17 protein-coding genes and 1 riboswitch are annotated in these 19,039 nt (G+C 61.9%); of the genes, 13 read left to right on the top strand and 4 right to left on the bottom strand.

Features of this window, described 5'->3' with window-relative positions; all coding sequences use genetic code 11:
• The first annotated feature begins 323 nt into the window (after nucleotides 1-323).
• The gene (locus ASD03_RS04540) at nucleotides 324-1,499 is read left to right on the top strand and encodes a hypothetical protein (protein WP_025425792.1); all 1,176 of its coding nucleotides are present in this window, start codon (nucleotides 324-326) and stop codon (nucleotides 1,497-1,499) included.
• A gap of 161 nt (nucleotides 1,500-1,660) precedes the next feature.
• On the opposite strand, the gene ppk2 is transcribed toward ASD03_RS04540, so the two are convergent.
• Nucleotides 1,661-2,557 (bottom strand): polyphosphate kinase 2, encoded by an 897-nt coding sequence (ppk2, locus tag ASD03_RS04535; protein ID WP_025425793.1) that lies wholly within the window; start codon nucleotides 2,555-2,557, stop codon nucleotides 1,661-1,663.
• A gap of 131 nt (nucleotides 2,558-2,688) precedes the next feature.
• Here ppk2 and phoR point away from each other — a divergent pair, with 131 nt between their 5' ends.
• From phoR to phoB, 7 genes are all read left to right on the top strand, one after another.
• On the top strand, nucleotides 2,689-3,960 hold the full coding sequence (phoR, locus tag ASD03_RS04530; RefSeq protein ID WP_025425794.1) for a phosphate regulon sensor histidine kinase PhoR: 1,272 nt from the start codon (nucleotides 2,689-2,691) through the stop codon (nucleotides 3,958-3,960).
• Nucleotides 3,961-4,154: 194 nt separating this feature from the next.
• Nucleotides 4,155-5,189 carry a substrate-binding domain-containing protein gene (locus ASD03_RS04525; protein ID WP_025425795.1) on the top strand — a complete coding sequence of 345 codons (1,035 nt, stop codon included), beginning with the start codon at nucleotides 4,155-4,157 and terminating at the stop codon, nucleotides 5,187-5,189.
• Between the two features lie 95 nt (nucleotides 5,190-5,284).
• Nucleotides 5,285-6,769 carry a phosphate ABC transporter permease subunit PstC gene (gene pstC, locus ASD03_RS04520; RefSeq protein WP_025425796.1) on the top strand — a complete coding sequence of 495 codons (1,485 nt, stop codon included), beginning with the start codon at nucleotides 5,285-5,287 and terminating at the stop codon, nucleotides 6,767-6,769.
• A complete protein-coding gene (gene pstA, locus ASD03_RS04515; RefSeq protein WP_025425797.1) occupies nucleotides 6,766-8,088 on the top strand; it encodes a phosphate ABC transporter permease PstA in 1,323 nt (440 codons plus the stop codon). The genes pstC and pstA overlap by 4 nt, the downstream gene beginning before the upstream one ends.
• A gap of 13 nt (nucleotides 8,089-8,101) precedes the next feature.
• A complete protein-coding gene (gene pstB, locus ASD03_RS04510) occupies nucleotides 8,102-8,917 on the top strand; it encodes a phosphate ABC transporter ATP-binding protein PstB (protein WP_025425798.1) in 816 nt (271 codons plus the stop codon).
• A 56-nt stretch (nucleotides 8,918-8,973) separates the two neighbouring features.
• On the top strand, nucleotides 8,974-9,684 hold the full coding sequence (gene phoU / locus ASD03_RS04505; protein ID WP_025425799.1) for a phosphate signaling complex protein PhoU: 711 nt from the start codon (nucleotides 8,974-8,976) through the stop codon (nucleotides 9,682-9,684).
• A gap of 303 nt (nucleotides 9,685-9,987) precedes the next feature.
• A complete protein-coding gene (phoB, locus tag ASD03_RS04500) occupies nucleotides 9,988-10,671 on the top strand; it encodes a phosphate regulon transcriptional regulator PhoB (protein ID WP_025425800.1) in 684 nt (227 codons plus the stop codon).
• A gap of 168 nt (nucleotides 10,672-10,839) precedes the next feature.
• On the opposite strand, the gene ASD03_RS04495 is transcribed toward phoB, so the two are convergent.
• Nucleotides 10,840-11,361 (bottom strand): GcrA family cell cycle regulator, encoded by a 522-nt coding sequence (locus tag ASD03_RS04495; protein ID WP_025425801.1) that lies wholly within the window; start codon nucleotides 11,359-11,361, stop codon nucleotides 10,840-10,842.
• A 421-nt stretch (nucleotides 11,362-11,782) separates the two neighbouring features.
• On the opposite strand from ASD03_RS04495, the gene ASD03_RS04490 reads away from it, so the two are divergent.
• The 3 genes from ASD03_RS04490 (at nucleotide 11,783) to ASD03_RS04480 (ending at nucleotide 15,365) form a co-directional block, all read left to right on the top strand.
• Complete coding sequence (locus tag ASD03_RS04490; protein ID WP_025425802.1) at nucleotides 11,783-12,982, top strand: aspartate aminotransferase family protein; 1,200 nt, start codon at nucleotides 11,783-11,785, stop codon at nucleotides 12,980-12,982.
• A gap of 129 nt (nucleotides 12,983-13,111) precedes the next feature.
• Nucleotides 13,112-14,029, top strand: a complete 918-nt coding sequence (gene argF, locus ASD03_RS04485) for an ornithine carbamoyltransferase (protein ID WP_025425803.1) — start codon at nucleotides 13,112-13,114, stop codon at nucleotides 14,027-14,029.
• A gap of 346 nt (nucleotides 14,030-14,375) precedes the next feature.
• A complete protein-coding gene (locus ASD03_RS04480) occupies nucleotides 14,376-15,365 on the top strand; it encodes an Hsp33 family molecular chaperone (RefSeq protein ID WP_025425804.1) in 990 nt (329 codons plus the stop codon).
• A 6-nt stretch (nucleotides 15,366-15,371) separates the two neighbouring features.
• Here ASD03_RS04480 and apaG read toward each other — a convergent pair whose 3' ends face one another.
• A complete protein-coding gene (apaG, locus tag ASD03_RS04475; RefSeq protein WP_025425805.1) occupies nucleotides 15,372-15,764 on the bottom strand; it encodes a Co2+/Mg2+ efflux protein ApaG in 393 nt (130 codons plus the stop codon).
• A 111-nt stretch (nucleotides 15,765-15,875) separates the two neighbouring features.
• Between apaG and ASD03_RS04470 the strand changes: the two genes are divergently transcribed.
• A complete protein-coding gene (locus ASD03_RS04470) occupies nucleotides 15,876-16,490 on the top strand; it encodes a CDP-alcohol phosphatidyltransferase family protein (RefSeq protein ID WP_025425806.1) in 615 nt (204 codons plus the stop codon).
• Between the two features lie 42 nt (nucleotides 16,491-16,532).
• Here ASD03_RS04470 and ASD03_RS04465 read toward each other — a convergent pair whose 3' ends face one another.
• The gene (locus ASD03_RS04465; protein ID WP_025425807.1) at nucleotides 16,533-17,717 is read right to left on the bottom strand and encodes an O-succinylhomoserine sulfhydrylase; all 1,185 of its coding nucleotides are present in this window, start codon (nucleotides 17,715-17,717) and stop codon (nucleotides 16,533-16,535) included.
• A 44-nt stretch (nucleotides 17,718-17,761) separates the two neighbouring features.
• A riboswitch (SAM riboswitch) is annotated at nucleotides 17,762-17,840 on the bottom strand.
• A gap of 74 nt (nucleotides 17,841-17,914) precedes the next feature.
• On the opposite strand from ASD03_RS04465, the gene ASD03_RS04460 reads away from it, so the two are divergent.
• Nucleotides 17,915-19,012, top strand: coding sequence for a 2'-deoxycytidine 5'-triphosphate deaminase (locus ASD03_RS04460; RefSeq protein WP_025425808.1), 1,098 nt, complete (start codon nucleotides 17,915-17,917; stop codon nucleotides 19,010-19,012).
• The last annotated feature ends 27 nt before the right edge of the window (nucleotides 19,013-19,039 follow it).

The following is a 19,039-nucleotide window of genomic DNA, read 5'->3' as shown; positions in this document are numbered from 1 at the left end:
AGCGAAGCGACGGTTCGGAAGCAGTTTTCCCCGCCGTTGCCGGGGCTGCCGGCGCGTCGGACTTGCGGATTTTGAAAGCAGCGGTTACGCAATTGTTAACAAAACCAACGGCGTGCATCCGGAATTAACCGATAAGAGCTTGCGGATGATGAAAAAGGCACCGATCGAATGCCGAGCGCCGGCGGGGGCTACTGCATAATCCTTTAAATCGGATCCGATTCAGGGATAGGATTATGCAGCAGATTTAAGGCGTTACAGCGTCCTTTACGCGTCATATTTGACGCGCGGCGCTGTAAGGCCCGGTGTGCACAGAAGGATTTGACGTGAGCGGACTCGAAACTGCAATCCGAAATGCGCTGGAGCGCTCCGACAGAACCAACGCCGAAACGCGGGCGCGCATCTATCAATCTGCGCGACAGGCGCTGGAAACCGGGCTGCAGAAGCAGGGAATCGAGGATCAGAACGTCGTCGCCCAGCAGCGCCATCGGCTGGAAGCGGTCATCCATGCGATCGAAACCGAGGAGCGCGCGGCGTTGAAGGCACGCCCGGCGCCGACCCCTTCGGTCAGCCTCGACGACGCGGTCACGCCACGCGATACAGCAACGAGCAGGCCCGAGCTGCAGCCGTCCGCGCCCGCTAGCGGCCGCCGCGAGCCGGCTTTCGCCGGCCAGGCACCGCGCGATGCGCCGAATGACGGTGGGCTTGGCAGCCTTCGCGCCGACCGCGATGGCCCCGTTGTCTCGACGGCAGCGGCCGGCGAGGTCGCGGCCAGGCAGTCGCATGAAGGCCGAGGCGCAGTTGCGCCGGAAGCGCGCGCGACGGACGGTCGCAAGCGTCGACGCAAGCGGGGGCGTCTGCTTTCGCTCGCCATGGTCGTTGCGACGCTTGCCGCCGCGGTCGTGGCTGCCGTCTGGTGGGTCGAGACCAACAATCTGCTGCAGTCGCCGGCCGCGCGCGATACCAATGTCGCCAACCCGCCGGCAACAGTGGCATCGCAGGATTTCGACGGTGCCGCCGGTCTGCAGACCCTCGGTGCCCAGGAAGGCTTCACCGGCGACTGGGTCGAGGTGTATGCGCCCGGCAAGACAGGCGCGATCACGCCCGGCCCGCAGGCGACCGCCGAACAGGTCAACGACGATGGCGGACCGCGCGCCCTGCTGACATCTGGGAATGCCGATGCCGACGGTGACGTGACCATCGAGATCCCGGCCGCGATCCTGGCCGAGCTTTCAGGCAAGACGTCGACACTGGCGTTGACCGTCCAGGCCGCACCTGGCAAGTCGACCGAGTTTGCGGTGGAGTGCAACTTCTCTTCGCTGGGCGAGTGCGGTCGCCACCGTTTCACCCTGCATGACGAACGGGTCGACATGCTGTTCAAGGTCACCTTCGATCGCAGCCTTGCGCCGAGTGCTGCCGGGCAGATCGTCATCAACAGCGACATCAGCGGCGGCGGCAAGGGCATGAACCTTTACGCCATCCGCGTCCTGCCGGGTCAATAATCCCAACGCAGGTGGGTATAGACCGACGGGCGGCCGGCTGACGCTAAAGCGCGTCCCGATCTCAAGTGTTCTCTTGTTGCGCTTTACAGCGCCGCGCGTCTTTTCTTGCGCATGTCGTTGTCGCAAAATCGCTGCGCACTTTTGCGCGACAGGCCGCGGGCCTATTTCAGGAAGCCGGGGCCCGAGCCGATGATCTTGTCATCGACCTCGCCGATGGCGTCCTTGTCCTTGCCCTCATAATCGAGCTTGGAAAGCATGTGCCGAATGAGGTTGAGACGGGCGCGCCGCTTGTCGTTGCCACGCACCACGGTCCATGGCGCCTGGTCCGTATGGGTCTCTTTCAGCATCTGGTTGCGCTTATCGGTATAATCGTCCCATTTGTTGAGTGCGGCGATATCCATCGGCGACAGCTTCCAGATTTTCAGAGGATCATGGCAGCGGTCGTGAAAGCGCTTGAGCTGCATCTCGCGGCCGATGTTGATCCAGAATTTGAAGAACTGAATGTCTTCGTGCACGATCATCTTTTCAAAGCGCGGCACCTGCTTCAGGAATTGCTCGTGCTGCTCGGGCGTGCAGAAGCCCATGACCGGCTCGACGCCGGCGCGGTTGTACCAAGAGCGGTCGTAGAGAACGAGTTCGCCTGATGTCGGCATCGTCGCGATGTAGCGCTGGAAGTACCATTGCCCACGCTCGGTTTCTGTCGGCTTCGTCAGCGCGACGACGCGCGCCCAGCGGGGGTTCAGGTTGCCGCTGGTCGCATGGATCGCGCCGCCCTTGCCGGCCGCGTCGCGGCCCTCGAACAGGGCGATGATGCGCTTGCCGGTTGCCTGCTGCCAGAGTTGCAGCTTGACCAGTTCGATCTGCAGCTTTTCCAGCGTCTTCAGGTATTCATCGTCGTCGAGCTTCTTCTTGTAGGGGTAGTCGTCGGAGGAGAACGCGGCCTCGTCGATCCACTTCGGCAATTCGGGATTGTCGATGTCGAAGAGCCGCTTCTTGCCGCCGATATCGAGTTCTACCGCCCGGCTTTCGGTCTTCGTTGCTGCCTGCGTTGACGCCATTTGGTCTTCCTCCAGCCCGAGCGATTTCCTGTGAGGAGGCCACAATTGCATTGCGGATTCAAGCGCGTCGTGAAAATCATGTCATGAACGGTCGCTATCTCTCGACCATTTAGGGTCGGGAGGAAGACAAAGTGATTCATGAGGATATCGTGCTGGACGGTTCCAAGGCGTTCTGGCGGATGCTCGTGCCGCGACTGAAGGCAGAACGTTGGCTCCTCGGCCTGACGGCGCTGCTCGCCGCGCTTGCGACCGTCGCCGGCATTCATTTCCTCGTCGTGCTGCCGTTCTGGATCGTGCTTGCCGCAGCCCTGCTCAACCGCAGCGCGCCTTCGGTGCTACCGAAGGCCGCAAAAGCGGCAAAGGTGGCCGCGGTTGCGGGCGCGGCCAGCGACGCCCTGATCCCAGCCCTGAACGCGCTCGATATGCCGGTGCTGGTGGTGGCTGTCGATGAAACGGTCGTCTTCCAGAACATCGCTGCCGAAAAGGCTTTCGGCACCATCCCGCCCAACAGCTATCTTGCCGCCCGCGTTCGCTCGCCCGGCATTCTCGATATGGTCCGCGAGACGATCGCGACCGGCAAGATCAACCAGATCGAGCACACCGAGCGGCTGCCGTCCGATGCCGTCTATGTGGTCCGGGTGGCGCCAGCCGAAATCGGTGGCGATGGCCCATGGCGCCGGATCTTTCTCTTGACCTACCGCGATATTTCGCAGGCCCGCCGCATCGATCGCATGCGCTCTGACTTCGTCGCCAACGCCAGCCACGAGTTGCGCACGCCGCTGGCGTCGCTGCGCGGCTTCATCGAAACCATGCAAGGCCCGGCGCGCAACGACGCGAAGGCGCAGGAGAAGTTCTTCGGCATCATGCACGAGCAGGCGACGCGCATGAGCCGCCTCGTCGACGACCTCCTGTCGCTGTCGCGGCTGGAGCTGAAATCGCACATCGCGCCAGACGATACGATCGATCTGCGGCCGCTGCTCGGCCATGTCCGCGACAGTCTTGCTCCGCTTGCGGGCGATCTTGACGTGACGATCACGCTGACAATGCCCGAGACGCCTGTGGTCGTTCAGGGGGATCGCGACGAACTGATCGAGGTTTTCGAGAACCTGATCGAGAATGCCTGCAAATACGGCCAGGAAGGCAAGAGGGTCGATGTCGAGCTTTCCGGCGACGACGGCGGGCAGGCGGAGGTCGTGGTCAGAGACTACGGCCCCGGCATTCCGGCCGAGCATGTGCCGCGCATCACCGAGCGGTTCTATCGCGTCAATGTGGAGGCCAGCCGCTCGAAAAAGGGCACCGGTCTCGGCCTTGCGATCGTCAAGCACATCCTGACCCGCCACCGCGCGCGGCTCCTGATCCACTCGGAGTTGGGCAAGGGCACGGTGTTTACCGTGCGCTTTTGACATATTGGCGCGGGATAATGCCGCTGTGTTCATTTTTCATTATTATTTTCAATGACATGAGCTGTCATAAATGTTTCGCGAAACTGACATAAAAGGTGTGGCTATCGGCGGCTAGTTAGGGGCAGCCGATCAAACGGCGAAGAGCGCTGCAACGCTTGGCGCACTCAACACCAGCCCATTCCGGGAGAACTTTTATGAAAGCTCTTAAACTCACCGTAGCGGCGCTTGTCGCATCCGCCGCATTCGCCGGCGTGGCTGCCGCGCGCGATCAGGTTCAGGTCGCCGGCTCCTCGACCGTTCTTCCCTACGCAAAGATCGTCGCCGAGACGTTCGGCGAAACGTTCCCGGACTTCAAGACCCCGGTTGTCGAATCCGGCGGCTCCTCGGCCGGCCTGAAGGAATTCTGCAAGGGCGTTGGCCCTGATACCATCGACATCGCCAACTCCTCCCGCAAGATCAAGGACAGCGAAGTCGAGGCCTGCAAGGCCGCCGGCGTCACCGAGATCCAGGAAATCCAGATCGGTTATGACGGCATCGTCTTCGCAACCGACGCCGGCAACGCCGACCTCGCCCTGAAGCCCGTTGATCTCTACAAGGGTCTGGCTGCCGAAATCGTCGTCGACGGCAAGCTCGTTGCCAACCCTTACAAGAAGTGGTCTGAAGTCAACTCCGCTCTGCCGGACGCCGACATCGCCGCCTTCATCCCGGGCGAAAAGCACGGCACGCGCGAAGTCTTCGAAGAGAAGATCCTGGCCGCAGGTTGCAAGGAAGCTGGCGCCATTGACGTCATCAAGGCCGCCGTTGCCGATGAGAAGCAGCAGCACAGCAAGTGCGTCGCAGTCCGCAAGGACGGCATGGCTGTCGACATCGACGGCGACTACACCGAAACGCTGGCCCGTATCGCTGCCAACAAGAACGGCATCGGCGTATTCGGCCTGTCCTTCTACGAAAACAACGCCGACAAGCTGAAGGTCGCCACCGTCAACGGCATCGTTCCGTCGACCGAAACGATCGCTTCCGGCGAATACCCGGTTTCCCGCCCGCTGTACTTCTACGTCAAGAAGGCACATCTCGGCGTTATCGCGGGCCTCAAGGAATATGTTGAGTTCTTCCTCGACGATCAGATGATCGGCCCGGAAAGCCCGCTTGCAGAATACGGCCTCGTCGCTGCTCCGGACGCCGAGCGCGAAGAAGTTCGCAAGGCTTTCGCAGCCGGCAACATGCTCTGATACTGACAAGCCCCGGCGCGATGGTCTCGCGCCGGGGCATGCCTCCATCCGAACTGCCGGCAGCGCATTGAGCGTCACGCCGCGGAGACGTGCCGATGAGTACTTCATTTCTTCTTTTGCTCATTGTTGTAATTGGTTTTATTTCTTATTTTGGGGGTCGTGCGCGCTCCTTCGCACAGGCTGGCGGCAAGCTCTCCAATCTGCATTCCTTACCCGGCTATCACGGCAGCTATGTCGCCATCTGGGCGATCCTTCCAGCGGCGCTCGTACTCGGCGCCTGGCTCGTCGCCGCGCCCATGTATATCGACTCCAGCACCCGGGCGACCTTGCCCGAGACGGTGCAGACGCAGGGCGGCGCCACGGTCGAGCTGGCGCTTGGCCAGGTCAAGTCGGTCGCCGGCGGCCTGAAGCGGTTGACGGCCGAAGAAGTTTCGGCGCTTGAAAGCGGTTCGGCCAATCTTCGCTCGACGCTTGCGGCCAAGGGCGTGGCTCTTGCCGGCGAGGGCGAACCCTACATGATCACCGCCGCCCAGCATTTCAACGCGATGAGCGCCACCAATCGCTGGCTGATGAGCGCCGTCGTCCTGCTGATCGCGATTGCCGGCGGCTTTTATGCCATCCGCAACATCGCCACCCGCTTCCGCGCCCGCAACCAGGTCGAGCGCGTCATGCTCGGCGCGCTGATCGTAGCGTCCTCGATCGCCATCCTGACGACGGTCGGCATCATCGCCTCTATGCTGTCGGAAGCCGGCCGCTTCTTCACGATGGTTTCACCCTTCGAGTTCTTCTTCGGCACGGTCTGGGACCCCCGGTTTGCTGCCGCCGGAAGCGGTGGCTCCTCCGGCCAGTTCGGCCTGATCCCGCTTCTCGCCGGTACGCTCTACATCGCCTTCGTCGCCATGCTGTTTGCGGTGCCGATCGGCCTGTTTGCCGCCATCTACATGGCGGAATATGCCAGCCCACGACTGCGTTCGACGGCAAAGCCCCTGCTCGAAGTGCTCGCCGGCATCCCGACCATCGTCTACGGTTTCTTCGCACTTGTGACCGTCGGCCCATTCCTGCGCGATATCTCTGCCCAACTGAACGGTCTCGTCACCGGCAATTATCAGAACTTCATCCAGGCACAGAGCGTCGTGACCGCCGGCATCGTCATGGGCATCATGCTGATCCCGTTCGTGTCCTCGCTTTCCGATGACATCATTACCCAGGTACCGCGGGCCCTGCGCGACGGTTCGCTCGGCCTTGGTGCCACCCGCTCCGAGACAGTCAAGAAGGTCATCCTTCCCGCAGCACTTCCGGGCATTGTCGGCGCTCTGCTTTTGACCGCCTCGCGTGCCGTCGGCGAGACGATGATCGTGGTGCTTGCCGCCGGTGTCGCGGCCCGCATGCAAATCAATCCTTTCGAGCCGATGACCACGGTGACGGTGAAGATCGTCAACCAGCTGACGGGTGACCTTGAGTTCACCTCGCCGCAGACGCTGGTTGCCTTCGCACTCGGCATCACGCTCTTCGTTATCACGCTCGGCCTCAACATTTACGCGCTCTACATCGTGCGCAAATATCGGGAACAGTACGAATGACCGACATCGCTTCCCCGGCCGTCCGGATCTCCGTCCGCCCCGCATCCGCCAAGCGTGATATCGGCATCAAGCGTCGCTACGCGGCCGAGCGTCGGTTCCGTGCCTATGGCATCAGCGCCATCAGTCTTGGCCTGTTCTTCCTCGCTCTGCTGCTGTGGACGGTGATCTCCAACGGCTACACCGCGTTCCAGCAGACGACGATCACGCTGCCGATCGAATTCACCGAAAAGGTCATCGATCCCAAGGGTGAGCGCGCGACCGACGGCAAGGTGCTGGTGGCGGCCAACTATCCGCTGCTGGTCCGCGATGCGCTGATCAAGCAGCTCGGCATCGATCCGAGCAATCGTCCGCTGGTCAAGCGGGCCACCGACATGGTGTCTGCAAGCTCCCGCACGCTGTTGCGCGACATCGTCGTCGCCGACCCGTCGGTTATCGGCAAGACCATACCGGTGACACTGCTCGCCGAAGCCAATGTCGACTCCGCCTTCAAGGGGCAGATCGACCTGAAGGTCGATGAGAGCAAGCGCAAGGTCAAGGACCAGCAGGTCACCTGGATGAACGAGCTTGCAAGCGCCGGCGTCCTGAAGAAGAGCTTCAACACCGGCATCTTCACCTTCGGTGCCTCGAGCCGTCCGGAAGCGGCAGGCGTCGGCGTTGCCGCCCTCGGTTCGCTGTTCATGATGCTGATCGTGCTCGTGCTGTCGCTGCCGATCGGCGTTGCCGCCTCGATCTATCTCGAAGAGTTTGCGCCGAAGAACCGGCTGACCGATCTCATCGAGGTCAACATCAACAATCTCGCCGCCGTTCCGTCGATCGTCTACGGTCTCTTGGGGTTGGCCGTATTCATCAACTTCGCCGGCATGCCGCGCTCGGCCGCCCTCGTCGGCGGCCTGGTGCTGACGCTGATGACCCTGCCGACGATCATCATCGCCACCCGTGCAGCGTTGAAGGCGGTCCCGCCGTCGATCCGCTCGGCAGCGCTCGGTCTCGGTGCGTCGAAGATGCAGACCATCTTCCACCACGTCCTGCCGCTGGCGATGCCGGGCATCCTGACCGGCACGATCATCGGTCTCGCCCATGCACTTGGCGAAACCGCGCCGCTGCTGTTGATCGGCATGGTCGCCTTCGTCGTCGATTATCCCGGCTCGCCGATGGAGCCGTCGACCGCGCTGCCGGTGCAGATCTACATGTGGGCCAACGAGGCGGAACGCGCCTTCGTCGAGCGCACATCCGGCGCGATCATCATTCTTCTCATCTTCCTCGTCGTCATGAACCTTGGCGCCATTCTGTTGCGACGTCGCTTTGAGCGCCGTTGGTAGTGAGGTAATTACTATGAACATCATGTCAGAAGCAGCAGTCGAAAAAGCCTTGGATCAGAAAATGAACACCGTGCCCTACAAGATGATCGGCAAGGATGTGTCGGTCTACTACGGCGAGAAGCGTGCGCTTTTCGACGTCAATCTCAATATCCGCGAGAACACGGTGACAGCGCTGATCGGCCCTTCGGGCTGCGGCAAGTCGACCTTCCTGCGCACGCTGAACCGCATGAACGACACCATCGAGAACTGCCGCGTCACCGGCAAGATCACGCTCGATGAAGACGACATCTACGACCCGACGATCGACGTCGTGGAACTGCGAGCCCGCGTCGGCATGGTGTTCCAGAAGCCGAACCCGTTCCCGAAGTCGATCTACGACAACGTCGCCTACGGCCCGCGCATCCACGGGCTTGCCCGCACCAAGTCTGAGTTCGACGAAGTCGTCGAGACCAGCCTGCAGAAGGCTGGTTTGTGGAACGAGGTGAAGGATCGCCTGCAGGAGCCGGGCACCGGTCTTTCGGGCGGCCAGCAGCAGCGTCTGTGCATCGCGCGCGCCGTTGCCGTCAGCCCTGAAGTGATCCTGATGGACGAGCCCTGTTCGGCGCTCGATCCGATCGCGACGGCCAAGGTCGAGGAACTGATCCACGAGCTGCGTACCAACTTCACGATCGTCATCGTCACCCACTCGATGCAGCAGGCGGCGCGTGTTTCGCAGCGCACTGCCATGTTCCACCTCGGCAATCTTGTCGAGGAGAACGACACCGACAAGATGTTCACCAATCCGGATGACCAGCGTACCCAGGACTACATCATGGGCCGGTTCGGTTGATGGCCGAAGCTCCTCTTCACCCCGTTTCCTGAACGCGCCCGCAAGGATCGAAGACTATGTCCATGCACATAATGTCCGCCTACGACGAAGAACTGAAATATCTCACGCGCCGCATCTCCGAGATGGGCGGGCTTGCCGAGCAGATGGTGGGCGAATCCGTTCGTGCGCTTGTCAATTCTGACCTCGCCTTGGCGCAGAAGGTGATCTCCGACGACACCATCCTCGATGAAGCCGAACGCCAGATCGGCGAAAAGGCAATCGTCACCATCGCCAAGCGCCAGCCCGTTGCTGCCGACCTGCGCGAGATCATGGGATCGATCCGCATCGCGTCCGATCTGGAGCGCGTCGGCGACCTCGGCAAGAACAACGCCAAGCGTGTCATCGCGGTTGCCGGCTCCGGCATCCCGCGCAAGCTGGCGCGCGGTCTCGAACACCTGGCAGAGCTTGCGCTGGTGCAGCTCAAGGAAGTCCTCGACGTCTACGCTTCCCGCTCGCCGGAGAAGGCCAACAGCATCCGCGAGCGCGACGAGGAGATCGACGCGATCTACACCTCGCTGTTCCGCGAGCTGCTCACCTACATGATGGAAGATCCGCGCAACATCACGCCCTGCACGCATCTTCTCTTCTGTGCCAAGAACATCGAGCGTATCGGCGACCACGCCACCAATATCGCCGAGACGATCTACTACATGGCGACGGGCGCGCAGCCGGAAGGCGAGCGTCCGAAGGACGACAATACGTCGACGCTGGGTGCCGTGAAGGACTAACGCATGTCGCGCAAAAGTGCGCAGCGGTTTTGCGATAACGACATGTGCAAAAACAAGAACTTAAAGCACAACAAGCGCATCTTAGAGATCGCGACGCGCTTTAAGACCCGGATACGTTCGAGTGCCTGCTTATGAACCTGCTCCGGTCGCAGCCCTGGTTGCGGCCCTGCTCTACTGCGTCTGAAGCTATACGTTTTCGCGCGTGCCTATGAAAACGCGCGGAGTGCTCCAGATTCTATATGTTCGAGCATCTCTTTGCGTTCGATCGAACGCGAGACGCTCTGGGTAAGGAGACGTTGCCTGATGTTGCCGAAAATCGCCGTTGTCGAAGACGAAGAGGCGCTGAGTGTCCTGCTGCGTTATAACCTCGAAGCCGAAGGGTTCGATGTTGATACGATCCTGCGCGGAGACGAGGCGGAGATCCGCCTACAGGAGCGCCTCCCGGATCTCCTGATCCTCGACTGGATGCTGCCGGGCGTTTCCGGCATCGAGCTTTGCCGCCGGCTGCGCCAACGTCCGGAAACCGAGCGCCTGCCGATCATCATGCTGACGGCGCGCGGCGAGGAGAGCGAGCGGGTTCGTGGCCTTGCCACCGGCGCCGACGATTATGTCGTCAAGCCGTTCTCGACCCCGGAGCTGATGGCCCGTGTCAAGGCGATGCTGCGGCGCGCCAAGCCCGAGGTCCTCTCGACGCTGCTTCGCTGCGGCGACATCGAGCTCGATCGCGAGACCCATCGCGTGCATCGCCGCACCCGCGAGGTCCGCCTTGGTCCGACGGAATTCCGCCTGCTCGAATTCCTGATGTCGTCGCCGGGCCGGGTGTTCTCGCGCTCGCAACTCCTTGATGGCGTCTGGGGCCACGATATCTATGTCGACGAGCGCACCGTCGACGTGCATGTCGGTCGCTTGCGCAAGGCACTGAATTTCTCGAGCATGCCTGATGTCATCCGCACCGTTCGCGGTGCCGGCTACTCGCTCGAAAGCTGAGCCAGCCGGCCACTGCAGCGCCGCGCATCTTAATGGACGCGCAAAGGTCGCTGTTGCATCTTGAATTGCGGCATGTTTCCTTGAAGCGAATACGAACCAGGGAAACATGCAGCAGCCAATAAAAAAGGGGCCGTGCGGCCCCTTTTCTGCATGTGGTTTTCGGTCGTCTCAGCGAGCGCGACGGCGCTCGGAGGTCGGCTGATAGGCAAGCCGCGCATGGAATGTGCAATAGGGCGAAGCTTCCGGGGAATCGTTGCCGCAGAAGTGGAATTCTTCCTTGAGCGGGTCGCCGATCGGCCATTTGCAGGTGCGCTCGGTCAACTGCGTCAGCTCCAGGCGGCGCGACATTGGCACGACCACATCCGTCTGGATGCGGAAATCCTGTTCGGCGACGAGATCGACTTCGACCTCTTCCTTGAGCACGGTCGCGCCGGCCGCACGGGTAACCGTCCGTGTCGTGACGCGCGAAGCGTAGTTCGGAGCGCGCGGCGCCGAAGTCGGGCGCTGCTTCGGCCGGGTCGCGGCGGTGGTTCCGCCAGCCTTGGCCCTGCCGGGCAGGCTCAGCCGGTGAACCTTGCCGATGACCGCATTGCGGCTGACGCCGCCGAGCTGTGCCGCGATCTGGCTCGCGCTCAGGCCCTCGGACCAAAGCTTCTTCAGTTTTTCCACCCGCTCGTCAGTCCAGTTCATTTCTGCACTCTCCGTTCTCAGCGTTGGCGATGACAGAATCTCTCACCACGCTCCGGACAGGCTCCGGAGCTGCAACGCGATAACACTTTTGGTGACTAGGCCCGCCGCATGCGTCTAGTAATTGAACATTAACCTACTGACCGGCGGACTCCGTGGCAAGAGTCCCGCGAATCGCGCCGAATCGATTTCTTGGTTTTCCCCAACTTGCTCGGTGGGCGTTGCATTTTTGCAAGCCCCGTCGCGTGATTTTTTCGTCGCATGGATCAGACCCGTCCGACCGCACTGCAAAGCTTGGTTTTGTTGACATTGCGCTGCGAAATAGGAATAGTGCCTGCGCCGCCGCAAGGCGGCATTTTTAATTTTTTGCCGCGCTCAACAGGGGCTCGGATCGATGCCGATAGCAATGAAGGAGAGGCTCGCCATGACTGCAACCACGCCGCTTTACGACACCTACATGCGTGCGCCGTTGCGTTTCGAGCGAGGAGAGGGCGTCTGGTTGATCGCCGAAGACGGCTCGCGCTATCTCGACTTCGCCGCCGGCGTCGCCGTCAACTCGCTTGGCCATGCGCATCCGCATCTGGTCGAGGCGTTGAAGGCGCAGGCCGAGAAGGTCTGGCACCTGTCCAACCTTTATGAGGTCCCCGGCCAGGAGAGCCTTGCACGCCGGCTGACGGCCGTCACCTTCGCCGATCGTGTCTTCTTCACCAACTCGGGTGCCGAGGCGCTCGAATGCGCGATCAAGACTGCGCGTCGCTACCACTATGCCAAGGGCAATCCGGAGAAGTTCCACATCATCACCTTCGAGGGTGCCTTCCACGGACGCACGATCGCGACCATCGCGGCGGGTGGTCAGCAGAAGTACATCGAGGGCTTTGGCCCGAAGGCCCCGGGTTTCTATCAGGTTCCCTTCGGCGATATCACGGCGCTCAAGGATGCGATCACCGACGAGACGGCGGCGATCCTGATCGAGCCGATCCAGGGCGAGGGCGGCATCCGCCCGGTCACCAAGGAATTCATGCAGGAGCTGCGCGCGCTTTGCGACGAGTTCGGTCTGCTGCTGATCCTCGACGAGGTCCAGTCCGGCGTCGGCCGCACCGGCAAGCTTTTCGCCTATGAATGGGCTGGCATCCGTCCGGATATCATGGCTGTCGCCAAGGGCATCGGCGGCGGCTTCCCGCTCGGTGCCTGCCTTGCGACCGAAGAGGCGGCTGCCGGCATGGTCGCCGGTACGCACGGTTCGACCTATGGCGGCAACCCGCTTGCCATGGCTGTCGGCAACGCCGTGCTCGACGTCATCCTGGCCGACGGTTTCCTGGAGCATGTCCGCGACGTGGCCCTGGTCTTCCGCCAGGGCCTCGCGTCGTTGAAGGACCGTTTCCCCGATGTGATCGAGGATATCCGCGGCGACGGCCTGATGCTCGGCATCAAGGCGAAAGGCCCTTCGGCCGATCTCCTGAAGGCGATCCGCGCGGAGAAGCTGCTGGCTGTTCCGGCCGGCGAAAACGTCCTGCGCCTGTTGCCGCCGCTGACGGTGACCGCCGCGGAAGCGCGCGAAGGCCTGGCGCGGATCGAGCGCGCGGCCGAAGCCGTGAGAAGCAGCAGCGGTACCGCCGCAGCCTAATTTGTGAACCCGGAGATCGGCAGCGATTTTCCCAAGGGTCCATGCGCGAGCCCAAGGTGTCGAGCGTTCTTTTGGCTCTTCGACACCGGTCGCGCTCCACGGGCCATTCTGAGACAGGAATTGACTACGATGGCAGGCACAAGACATTTCATCGATCTTTCGGCCATGACGGCAGCCGATCTGCGCACGATCATCGATGACGCACGCGTGCGAAAGACGGCGACGAAGGCCGGAACCGCCGAAAAGCCGCTCGCCGGCAAGATGTTGGCGATGATCTTCGAAAAGCCTTCGACCCGCACGCGCGTCTCCTTTGACGTCGGCATGCGCCAGCTCGGCGGCGAAACCCTGTTTCTCTCGGGCACCGAAATGCAGCTCGGCCGCGCCGAGACCATCGGCGACACTGCCAAGGTGCTGTCACGCTACGTCGATGCGATCATGATCCGCACCACCGATCATCGCCGTCTTCTCGAGCTTGCCGAGCACGCCACGGTGCCCGTCATCAACGGCCTGACCGACGACACCCATCCCTGCCAGATCATGGCCGATATCATGACCTTCGAGGAGCATCGCGGCCCGGTGAAGGGCAAGACCATCGCCTGGACCGGCGACGGAAACAACGTGCTTCACTCGCTGATCGAGGGCTCGGCCCGTTTCGGCTACCGCATGAACATGGCGGTGCCGCTCGGTTCCGAGCCGCACGACAAGATCCTCAACTGGGCGCGCAACAATGGCGGCGAGATCCTGCTTTGCCATGAGGCCGAGCAGGCCGTTGCCGGCGCGCATTGCGTCGTTACCGACACCTGGATTTCCATGAACCAGGAGCATCGCGCTCGCGGCCACAACGTCTTCCAGCCCTTCCAGGTCAACGACGCGCTGATGAGGCACGCCTCGCCGGACGCACTGTTCATGCACTGCCTGCCGGCGCATCGCGGCGAGGAAGTGACCGACGAGGTCATCGACGGGCCGCAGTCGGTGGTATTCGACGAGGCGGAAAACAGGCTGCACGCACAGAAGTCGATCATCGCCTGGTGCATGGGGCTCGTCTGATCGGCGCGTCTGCCTATTGAAATTTCCCGCATGCGACACGATTTAGGCCGAATGCGGGACGTTCCGGGGTGGAAACAACGGACGTTACCTGACGACAGGCAGCGCATGATCGGCCGGCAAAACGGCACATGCCTGCTAGACAAATCCGTTTATGGCGGGATCGAATAGGATAACGGGCAGGCTGCACCGGAGGATGTTTATGTTCTCTGCGCGGCCCTCTCCCAAGCATGTCGCGGAAAAGTGCGCAGCGGTTTTGCGATAACGATATGCACAAGAACAAAAACTTGAAGCGCAGTCAGCGAATCCTGGCGATCGCGACGCGCTTTAGTGACGTAAGGAGCAGCAGATGACTGAGATGGCACCAGGACTTGGCGAATTCGACTTTGCCGGTGACGATCATGTCGTGCCCTTCCAGGTGGAGGGCCTCGATGTGCGTGGCCGCGCCGTTCAGCTCGGCCCGATGCTCGATGCGATCCTCGAGCGCCACAACTATCCGCTTCCGGTCGCGCGGCTGGTTGCCGAGACCGTGGTGCTGACCGTGCTGCTCGGAACGTCGCTGAAGTTCGACGGCAAGCTTATCGTCCAGACGAAGAGCGACGGCCCGGTCGATCTTGTCGTCGCCGATTTTGCCACGCCCGATCGGGTGCGCGCCTATGCCCGTTTCAACGAGGAAGCGCTGGAGGAAGCTCTGAAGGACGGACGCACCCAGTCGCATGAGCTGCTGGGCAAGGGCGTTCTCGCCTTCACCATCGATCAGGGTGCCCATACCCAGCGCTATCAGGGCATCGTTGCGCTCGATGGCGCCACGCTCGAGGAGATTGCCGGCGTCTACTTCCGCCAGTCGGAGCAGATCCCGACCAAGGTGCGCCTCGGCGTTGCCGAACTGCTCGACCGCGACGAGAACGGCAAGCCGCGCCATCGCTGGCGCGCCGGCGGCATGGTCGCGCAGTTCCTGCCGGATGCGCCGGAGCGCATGCGCCAACCGGATCTTTCGGGGGGTGACGGCGACGACAACGAGGATCTCTTCGACGAGGACGATCTCTGGGCGGAAGCCAAGGTCATGGTCGAGACGATCGATGCCGACGAACTGACCGACCCGATGGTCGGCACGGAACGTCTGCTCTATCGGCTGTTCCACGAGCGCGGCGTTCGCGTCTACGAGCCGCAGGCGGTCTATGATCGCTGCAGCTGTTCGCGCGAAAAGATCCGCTCGGTGCTCACCGGACTGCACGCCGACGATATCGAGAGCACCATCGAGGACGGCTTGATCAAGGTGACGTGCGAGTTCTGCTCGACCACCTATCGCTTCGAGGCAAGCGAGGTCCGCCAGCAGTAGGATGCCTCAATTCAGGGTTCGAACGAGCCCTGGTGAATCAAGCGAGAAGGCGGGGATTGCCACGTTGAAGTGTTCTCCGCCTTCCGATTCCATGCTGTAGTGGCCGAACATGACGCCGGACGGCGTATCGAGCGGGCATCCGGAGGAATATTCGTAGGTATCGCCGGGGTTCAGCAACGGTTGCTCTCCGATGACACCGGGCCCGCTGACTTCGTCCACCTGGCCGTTCTCGTCGGTAATATGCCAGTAGCGTGTCATCAGCCGAACCGACTCGGCCGAATGGTTGGCGATGACGATGCGGTAGCCCCAGACATAGCGGCTGTCATCCGGATCAGATTGCTCTTCCAGATAATAAGGCTCCACCGTAACTTCTATGTCGCGAGTGAGCGCGCGATACATGAGCAACACCTTGTTTCAAGTCTTTCAGGGTATTCTACAGCAAGATGGTTTCGTCAAGAATAACGGCAGGATTGCATGCGTCGGCGGCAAGTCTGCGGAAAGGCGAGGCCGATGCTTGATGGCGCGGTGAGAAAACATCTGGATCCGATACTGGATCGGCTCGGTGCAGCACTTGCCCGCGGGGGTGTCGGTGCCAATGCGGTCACGATCACCGGCCTCGCGCTCGGCCTCGTTGCCGCTGTCCTCATTGCCGGACAATACTACCTTGCCGCCGCCATTGTTATCGTCGTTAGCCGGCTTTGCGATGGACTTGATGGTGCGGTGGCACGCGCCACGCGCAAAACCGATTTCGGTGGTTTCCTCGACATCGTGCTCGACTTCGCCTTCTACGGTGCCATCCCGCTCGGCTTCATCGGCGCCGATCCGCAGGCCAACGGTCTTGTCGGCGGTCTGCTGCTCTTCTCGTTCTACGTCAACGGATCGAGTTTTCTCGCCTATGCCATTATGGCCGAAAAGCGAGCGATGACGACGGATGTGCGGGGGGCAAAATCGCTCTACTTCACCACCGGGCTTGCCGAGGCGACGGAGACGATCGCCGCCTTCCTGGCCTTCTGCCTGTTCCCGACGTGGTTTCCGCTGCTGGCGGCGCTGTTTGCGGTCGTCTGCCTCTACACCGCGCTATCGCGCATTGTGCTCGCGCGAACGCGTTTTCGCGACGTCGAGTAGCGGCCGCCGCCGATCTCGGGGCGGCCGTCTTGTTCGTGGGTATCAGGCCTTGACGGTCTTCAGCGCGCGGGCGAAGTCCTCGACGATGTCGTCGCTGTCCTCGATACCGGCGGAGAAACGAACGGTGCCGGCGGAAATGCCGAGCTCGTCGCGAGCTTCGTCCGTCAGGTTCTTGTGCGTCGTCGTCGCCGGATGGGTGATCAGGCTTTTGGAATCGCCAAGATTGTTGGAGATGCGGGCGATCTGCAGTGCGTTCTGCAGTGCGAAGGCCGCATCCTTGCCGCCCTTGAGTTCGAAGGCGACAAGGGTCGAACCGCCGGTCATCTGCTTGGCGATGATGTCGGCCTGCGGATGGTCCGCGCGGCCGGGGTAGATCACCTTGGCGATCTGCGGCTGCTCGGCGAGGAAGTCGGCGACGCGACGGGCGTTTTCGGTCTGCTGCTTGACGCGCAGCGGCAGCGTCTCGATGCCCTTCAGCAACGTCCAGGCGTTGAACGGCGACATCGCCGGGCCGGTGTGGCGGAAGTAGTCATGCAGATGCTCGTTGATCCAGTCCTTGTCGGACAGAACCACGCCACCGAGGCACCGGCCCTGGCCGTCGATATGCTTGGTGGCGGAATAGACGACGATATGCGCGCCGAGTTCCAGCGGCTTCTGGAACAGCGGCGTGGCGAAGACGTTGTCGACCACGACCTTGGCGCCGATCTGGTTGGCGAGCCGAGAAACGCCTGAAATGTCGATCACTTCCAGCGTCGGGTTGGTCGGGCTTTCCAGGAAGAAGACCTTGGTGTTCTTCTGGATCGCCTTTTCCCAGTTCGCGAGATCGCGTCCGTCGACCAGCGTGCATTCGATGCCGTATTTCGGGGCCAGCGTCTCGACCACCCAGCGGCAGGAGCCGAAGAGGGCGCGGGCGGCAACGATGTGGTCGCCGGCCTTCAGCTGGCATAAAATGGCGGCAGTGACGGCAGCCATGCCTGATGCCGTGGCGCGCGCGTCTTCGGCGCCTTCCAGCATGCACATGCGCTTTTCAAACATGTCGTTGGTAGGGCTGCCGTAACGGGCATAGATGAAGCCTTCGGTCTCGCCCTTGAAGCGTGCTTCCGCCGCCTCGGATGTCTCGTAGACGAAGCCCTGGGTGAGGAAGATCGCCTCGGACGTCTCGCCGTGCTGGGAGCGGGTCGTTCCGCCGTGGACGAGTTGGGTTGCCGGGCGCCAGTTTTTGCTCATGTGACGATCACCTTCAAAAACAAAAAAACCGGCCGCGTGAAGGGCCGGTTTGAAACCCGGCCTTTTTAGCTACTTGTTTAACGTGGCTGCAAGCCGACCGGCCAAATCACCACGGGATAAAGCTCCAATACTGCTTGGGTGCGCTTGCGTCAATTCCTGGAGTTTGGTTTTGTCTCGCAACTGAAAAGAGGATCGAAATGGGCCGCGAGACTGGGATTTTGGCCGACCGCGCGATCGCCGCGCTGTTTGCGACCGGACGCTTGAAAAGCGAAAAGGCGCTGGATACCGATCAGATCCAGCCGGCAAGCCTCGACCTGCGCCTCGGCGCCAAGGCATTTCGCGTGCGCGCGAGCTTCATGCCGGGGCCGGCGCATCTCGTTGCCGACAAGCTCGACCGGCTGAAACTGCATGTCGTCGATCTCTCCGACGGCGCCGTGCTGGAAACCGGCTGCGTTTATATCGTGCCGCTGATGGAAAGCCTCGATCTGCCGGAGACCATGTCGGCTTCGGCAAATCCGAAGAGCTCGACCGGTCGCCTCGACATCTTCACCCGCGTCATCACCGATCGCGCCCAGGAGTTCGACAAGATCCCGGCTGGATATCGCGGACCGCTTTACCTCGAAATCAGCCCGCGCACCTTCCCGATCGTCGTGCGGCGCGGTTCGCGCCTGTCGCAGATCCGCTTCCGCACCGGCCAGTCGCTGCTCTCCGAGCAGGAACTGCTGGCGCTGCATGAAAGCGATATGCTGGTTGCGAGCGACAAGCCCAATGTCAGCGGCGGCGGGATCGCGCTCTCGATCGATCTCAAGGGTACGGGCCCGGACGGACTGATCGGCTACCGCGGCAAGCATCACACCGCGGTCGTCGATGTCGACAAGAAGGCGCAGCATGCCGTGTTCGACTTCTGGGAGCCGCTCTATAGCCGTGGCCGCGACGAGCTGATCCTCGATCCCGACGAATTCTACATCCTCGTTTCGCGCGAAGCTGTGCATGTTCCGCCGCTCTACGCTGCCGAGATGACGCCGTTCGATCCATTGGTCGGTGAATTCCGCGTGCATTATGCCGGCTTCTTCGATCCGGGCTTCGGCCATGCCTCTGCCGGCGGCAGCGGCAGCCGAGCGGTGCTCGAAGTCCGCAGCCACGAGGTTCCCTTCATCCTCGAGCATGGCCAGATCGTCGGCCGGCTGGTCTATGAACATATGCTGGAACGCCCGGAGGGACTTTACGGCCTCGGTCTTGGCTCCAACTATCAGGCTCAGGGTCTCAAGCTCTCCAAGCATTTCCACGCGGAGTAACAGAAAAAGTGCCGTTGCGCGGCAACG

The sequence above is a fragment of the Ensifer sp. Root127 genome, from assembly GCF_001425225.1.
GTDB lineage: Bacteria > Pseudomonadota > Alphaproteobacteria > Rhizobiales > Rhizobiaceae > Ensifer > Ensifer canadensis.
The sequence above is the reverse complement of the archived record's forward strand: the minus strand, read 5'-3'. Positions and strand labels throughout refer to the sequence as shown.

Bases quoted from the DNA above. Each gene is read 5' to 3' on its own strand.
- ppk2 (WP_025425793.1), bottom strand. From the start codon at position 2,557: ATGGCGTCAACGCAGGCAGCAACGAAGACCGAAAGCCGGGCGGTAGAA.
- ASD03_RS04525 (WP_025425795.1), top strand. From the start codon at position 4,155: ATGAAAGCTCTTAAACTCACCGTAGCGGCGCTTGTCGCATCCGCCGCA.
- pstC (WP_025425796.1), top strand. From the start codon at position 5,285: ATGAGTACTTCATTTCTTCTTTTGCTCATTGTTGTAATTGGTTTTATT.
- pstA (WP_025425797.1), top strand. From the start codon at position 6,766: ATGACCGACATCGCTTCCCCGGCCGTCCGGATCTCCGTCCGCCCCGCA.
- pstB (WP_025425798.1), top strand. From the start codon at position 8,102: ATGAACATCATGTCAGAAGCAGCAGTCGAAAAAGCCTTGGATCAGAAA.
- phoU (WP_025425799.1), top strand. From the start codon at position 8,974: ATGTCCATGCACATAATGTCCGCCTACGACGAAGAACTGAAATATCTC.
- phoB (WP_025425800.1), top strand. From the start codon at position 9,988: ATGTTGCCGAAAATCGCCGTTGTCGAAGACGAAGAGGCGCTGAGTGTC.
- ASD03_RS04495 (WP_025425801.1), bottom strand. From the start codon at position 11,361: ATGAACTGGACTGACGAGCGGGTGGAAAAACTGAAGAAGCTTTGGTCC.
- ASD03_RS04490 (WP_025425802.1), top strand. From the start codon at position 11,783: ATGACTGCAACCACGCCGCTTTACGACACCTACATGCGTGCGCCGTTG.
- argF (WP_025425803.1), top strand. From the start codon at position 13,112: ATGGCAGGCACAAGACATTTCATCGATCTTTCGGCCATGACGGCAGCC.
- ASD03_RS04480 (WP_025425804.1), top strand. From the start codon at position 14,376: ATGACTGAGATGGCACCAGGACTTGGCGAATTCGACTTTGCCGGTGAC.
- apaG (WP_025425805.1), bottom strand. From the start codon at position 15,764: ATGTATCGCGCGCTCACTCGCGACATAGAAGTTACGGTGGAGCCTTAT.
- ASD03_RS04470 (WP_025425806.1), top strand. From the start codon at position 15,876: ATGCTTGATGGCGCGGTGAGAAAACATCTGGATCCGATACTGGATCGG.
- ASD03_RS04465 (WP_025425807.1), bottom strand. From the start codon at position 17,717: ATGAGCAAAAACTGGCGCCCGGCAACCCAACTCGTCCACGGCGGAACG.
- ASD03_RS04460 (WP_025425808.1), top strand. From the start codon at position 17,915: ATGGGCCGCGAGACTGGGATTTTGGCCGACCGCGCGATCGCCGCGCTG.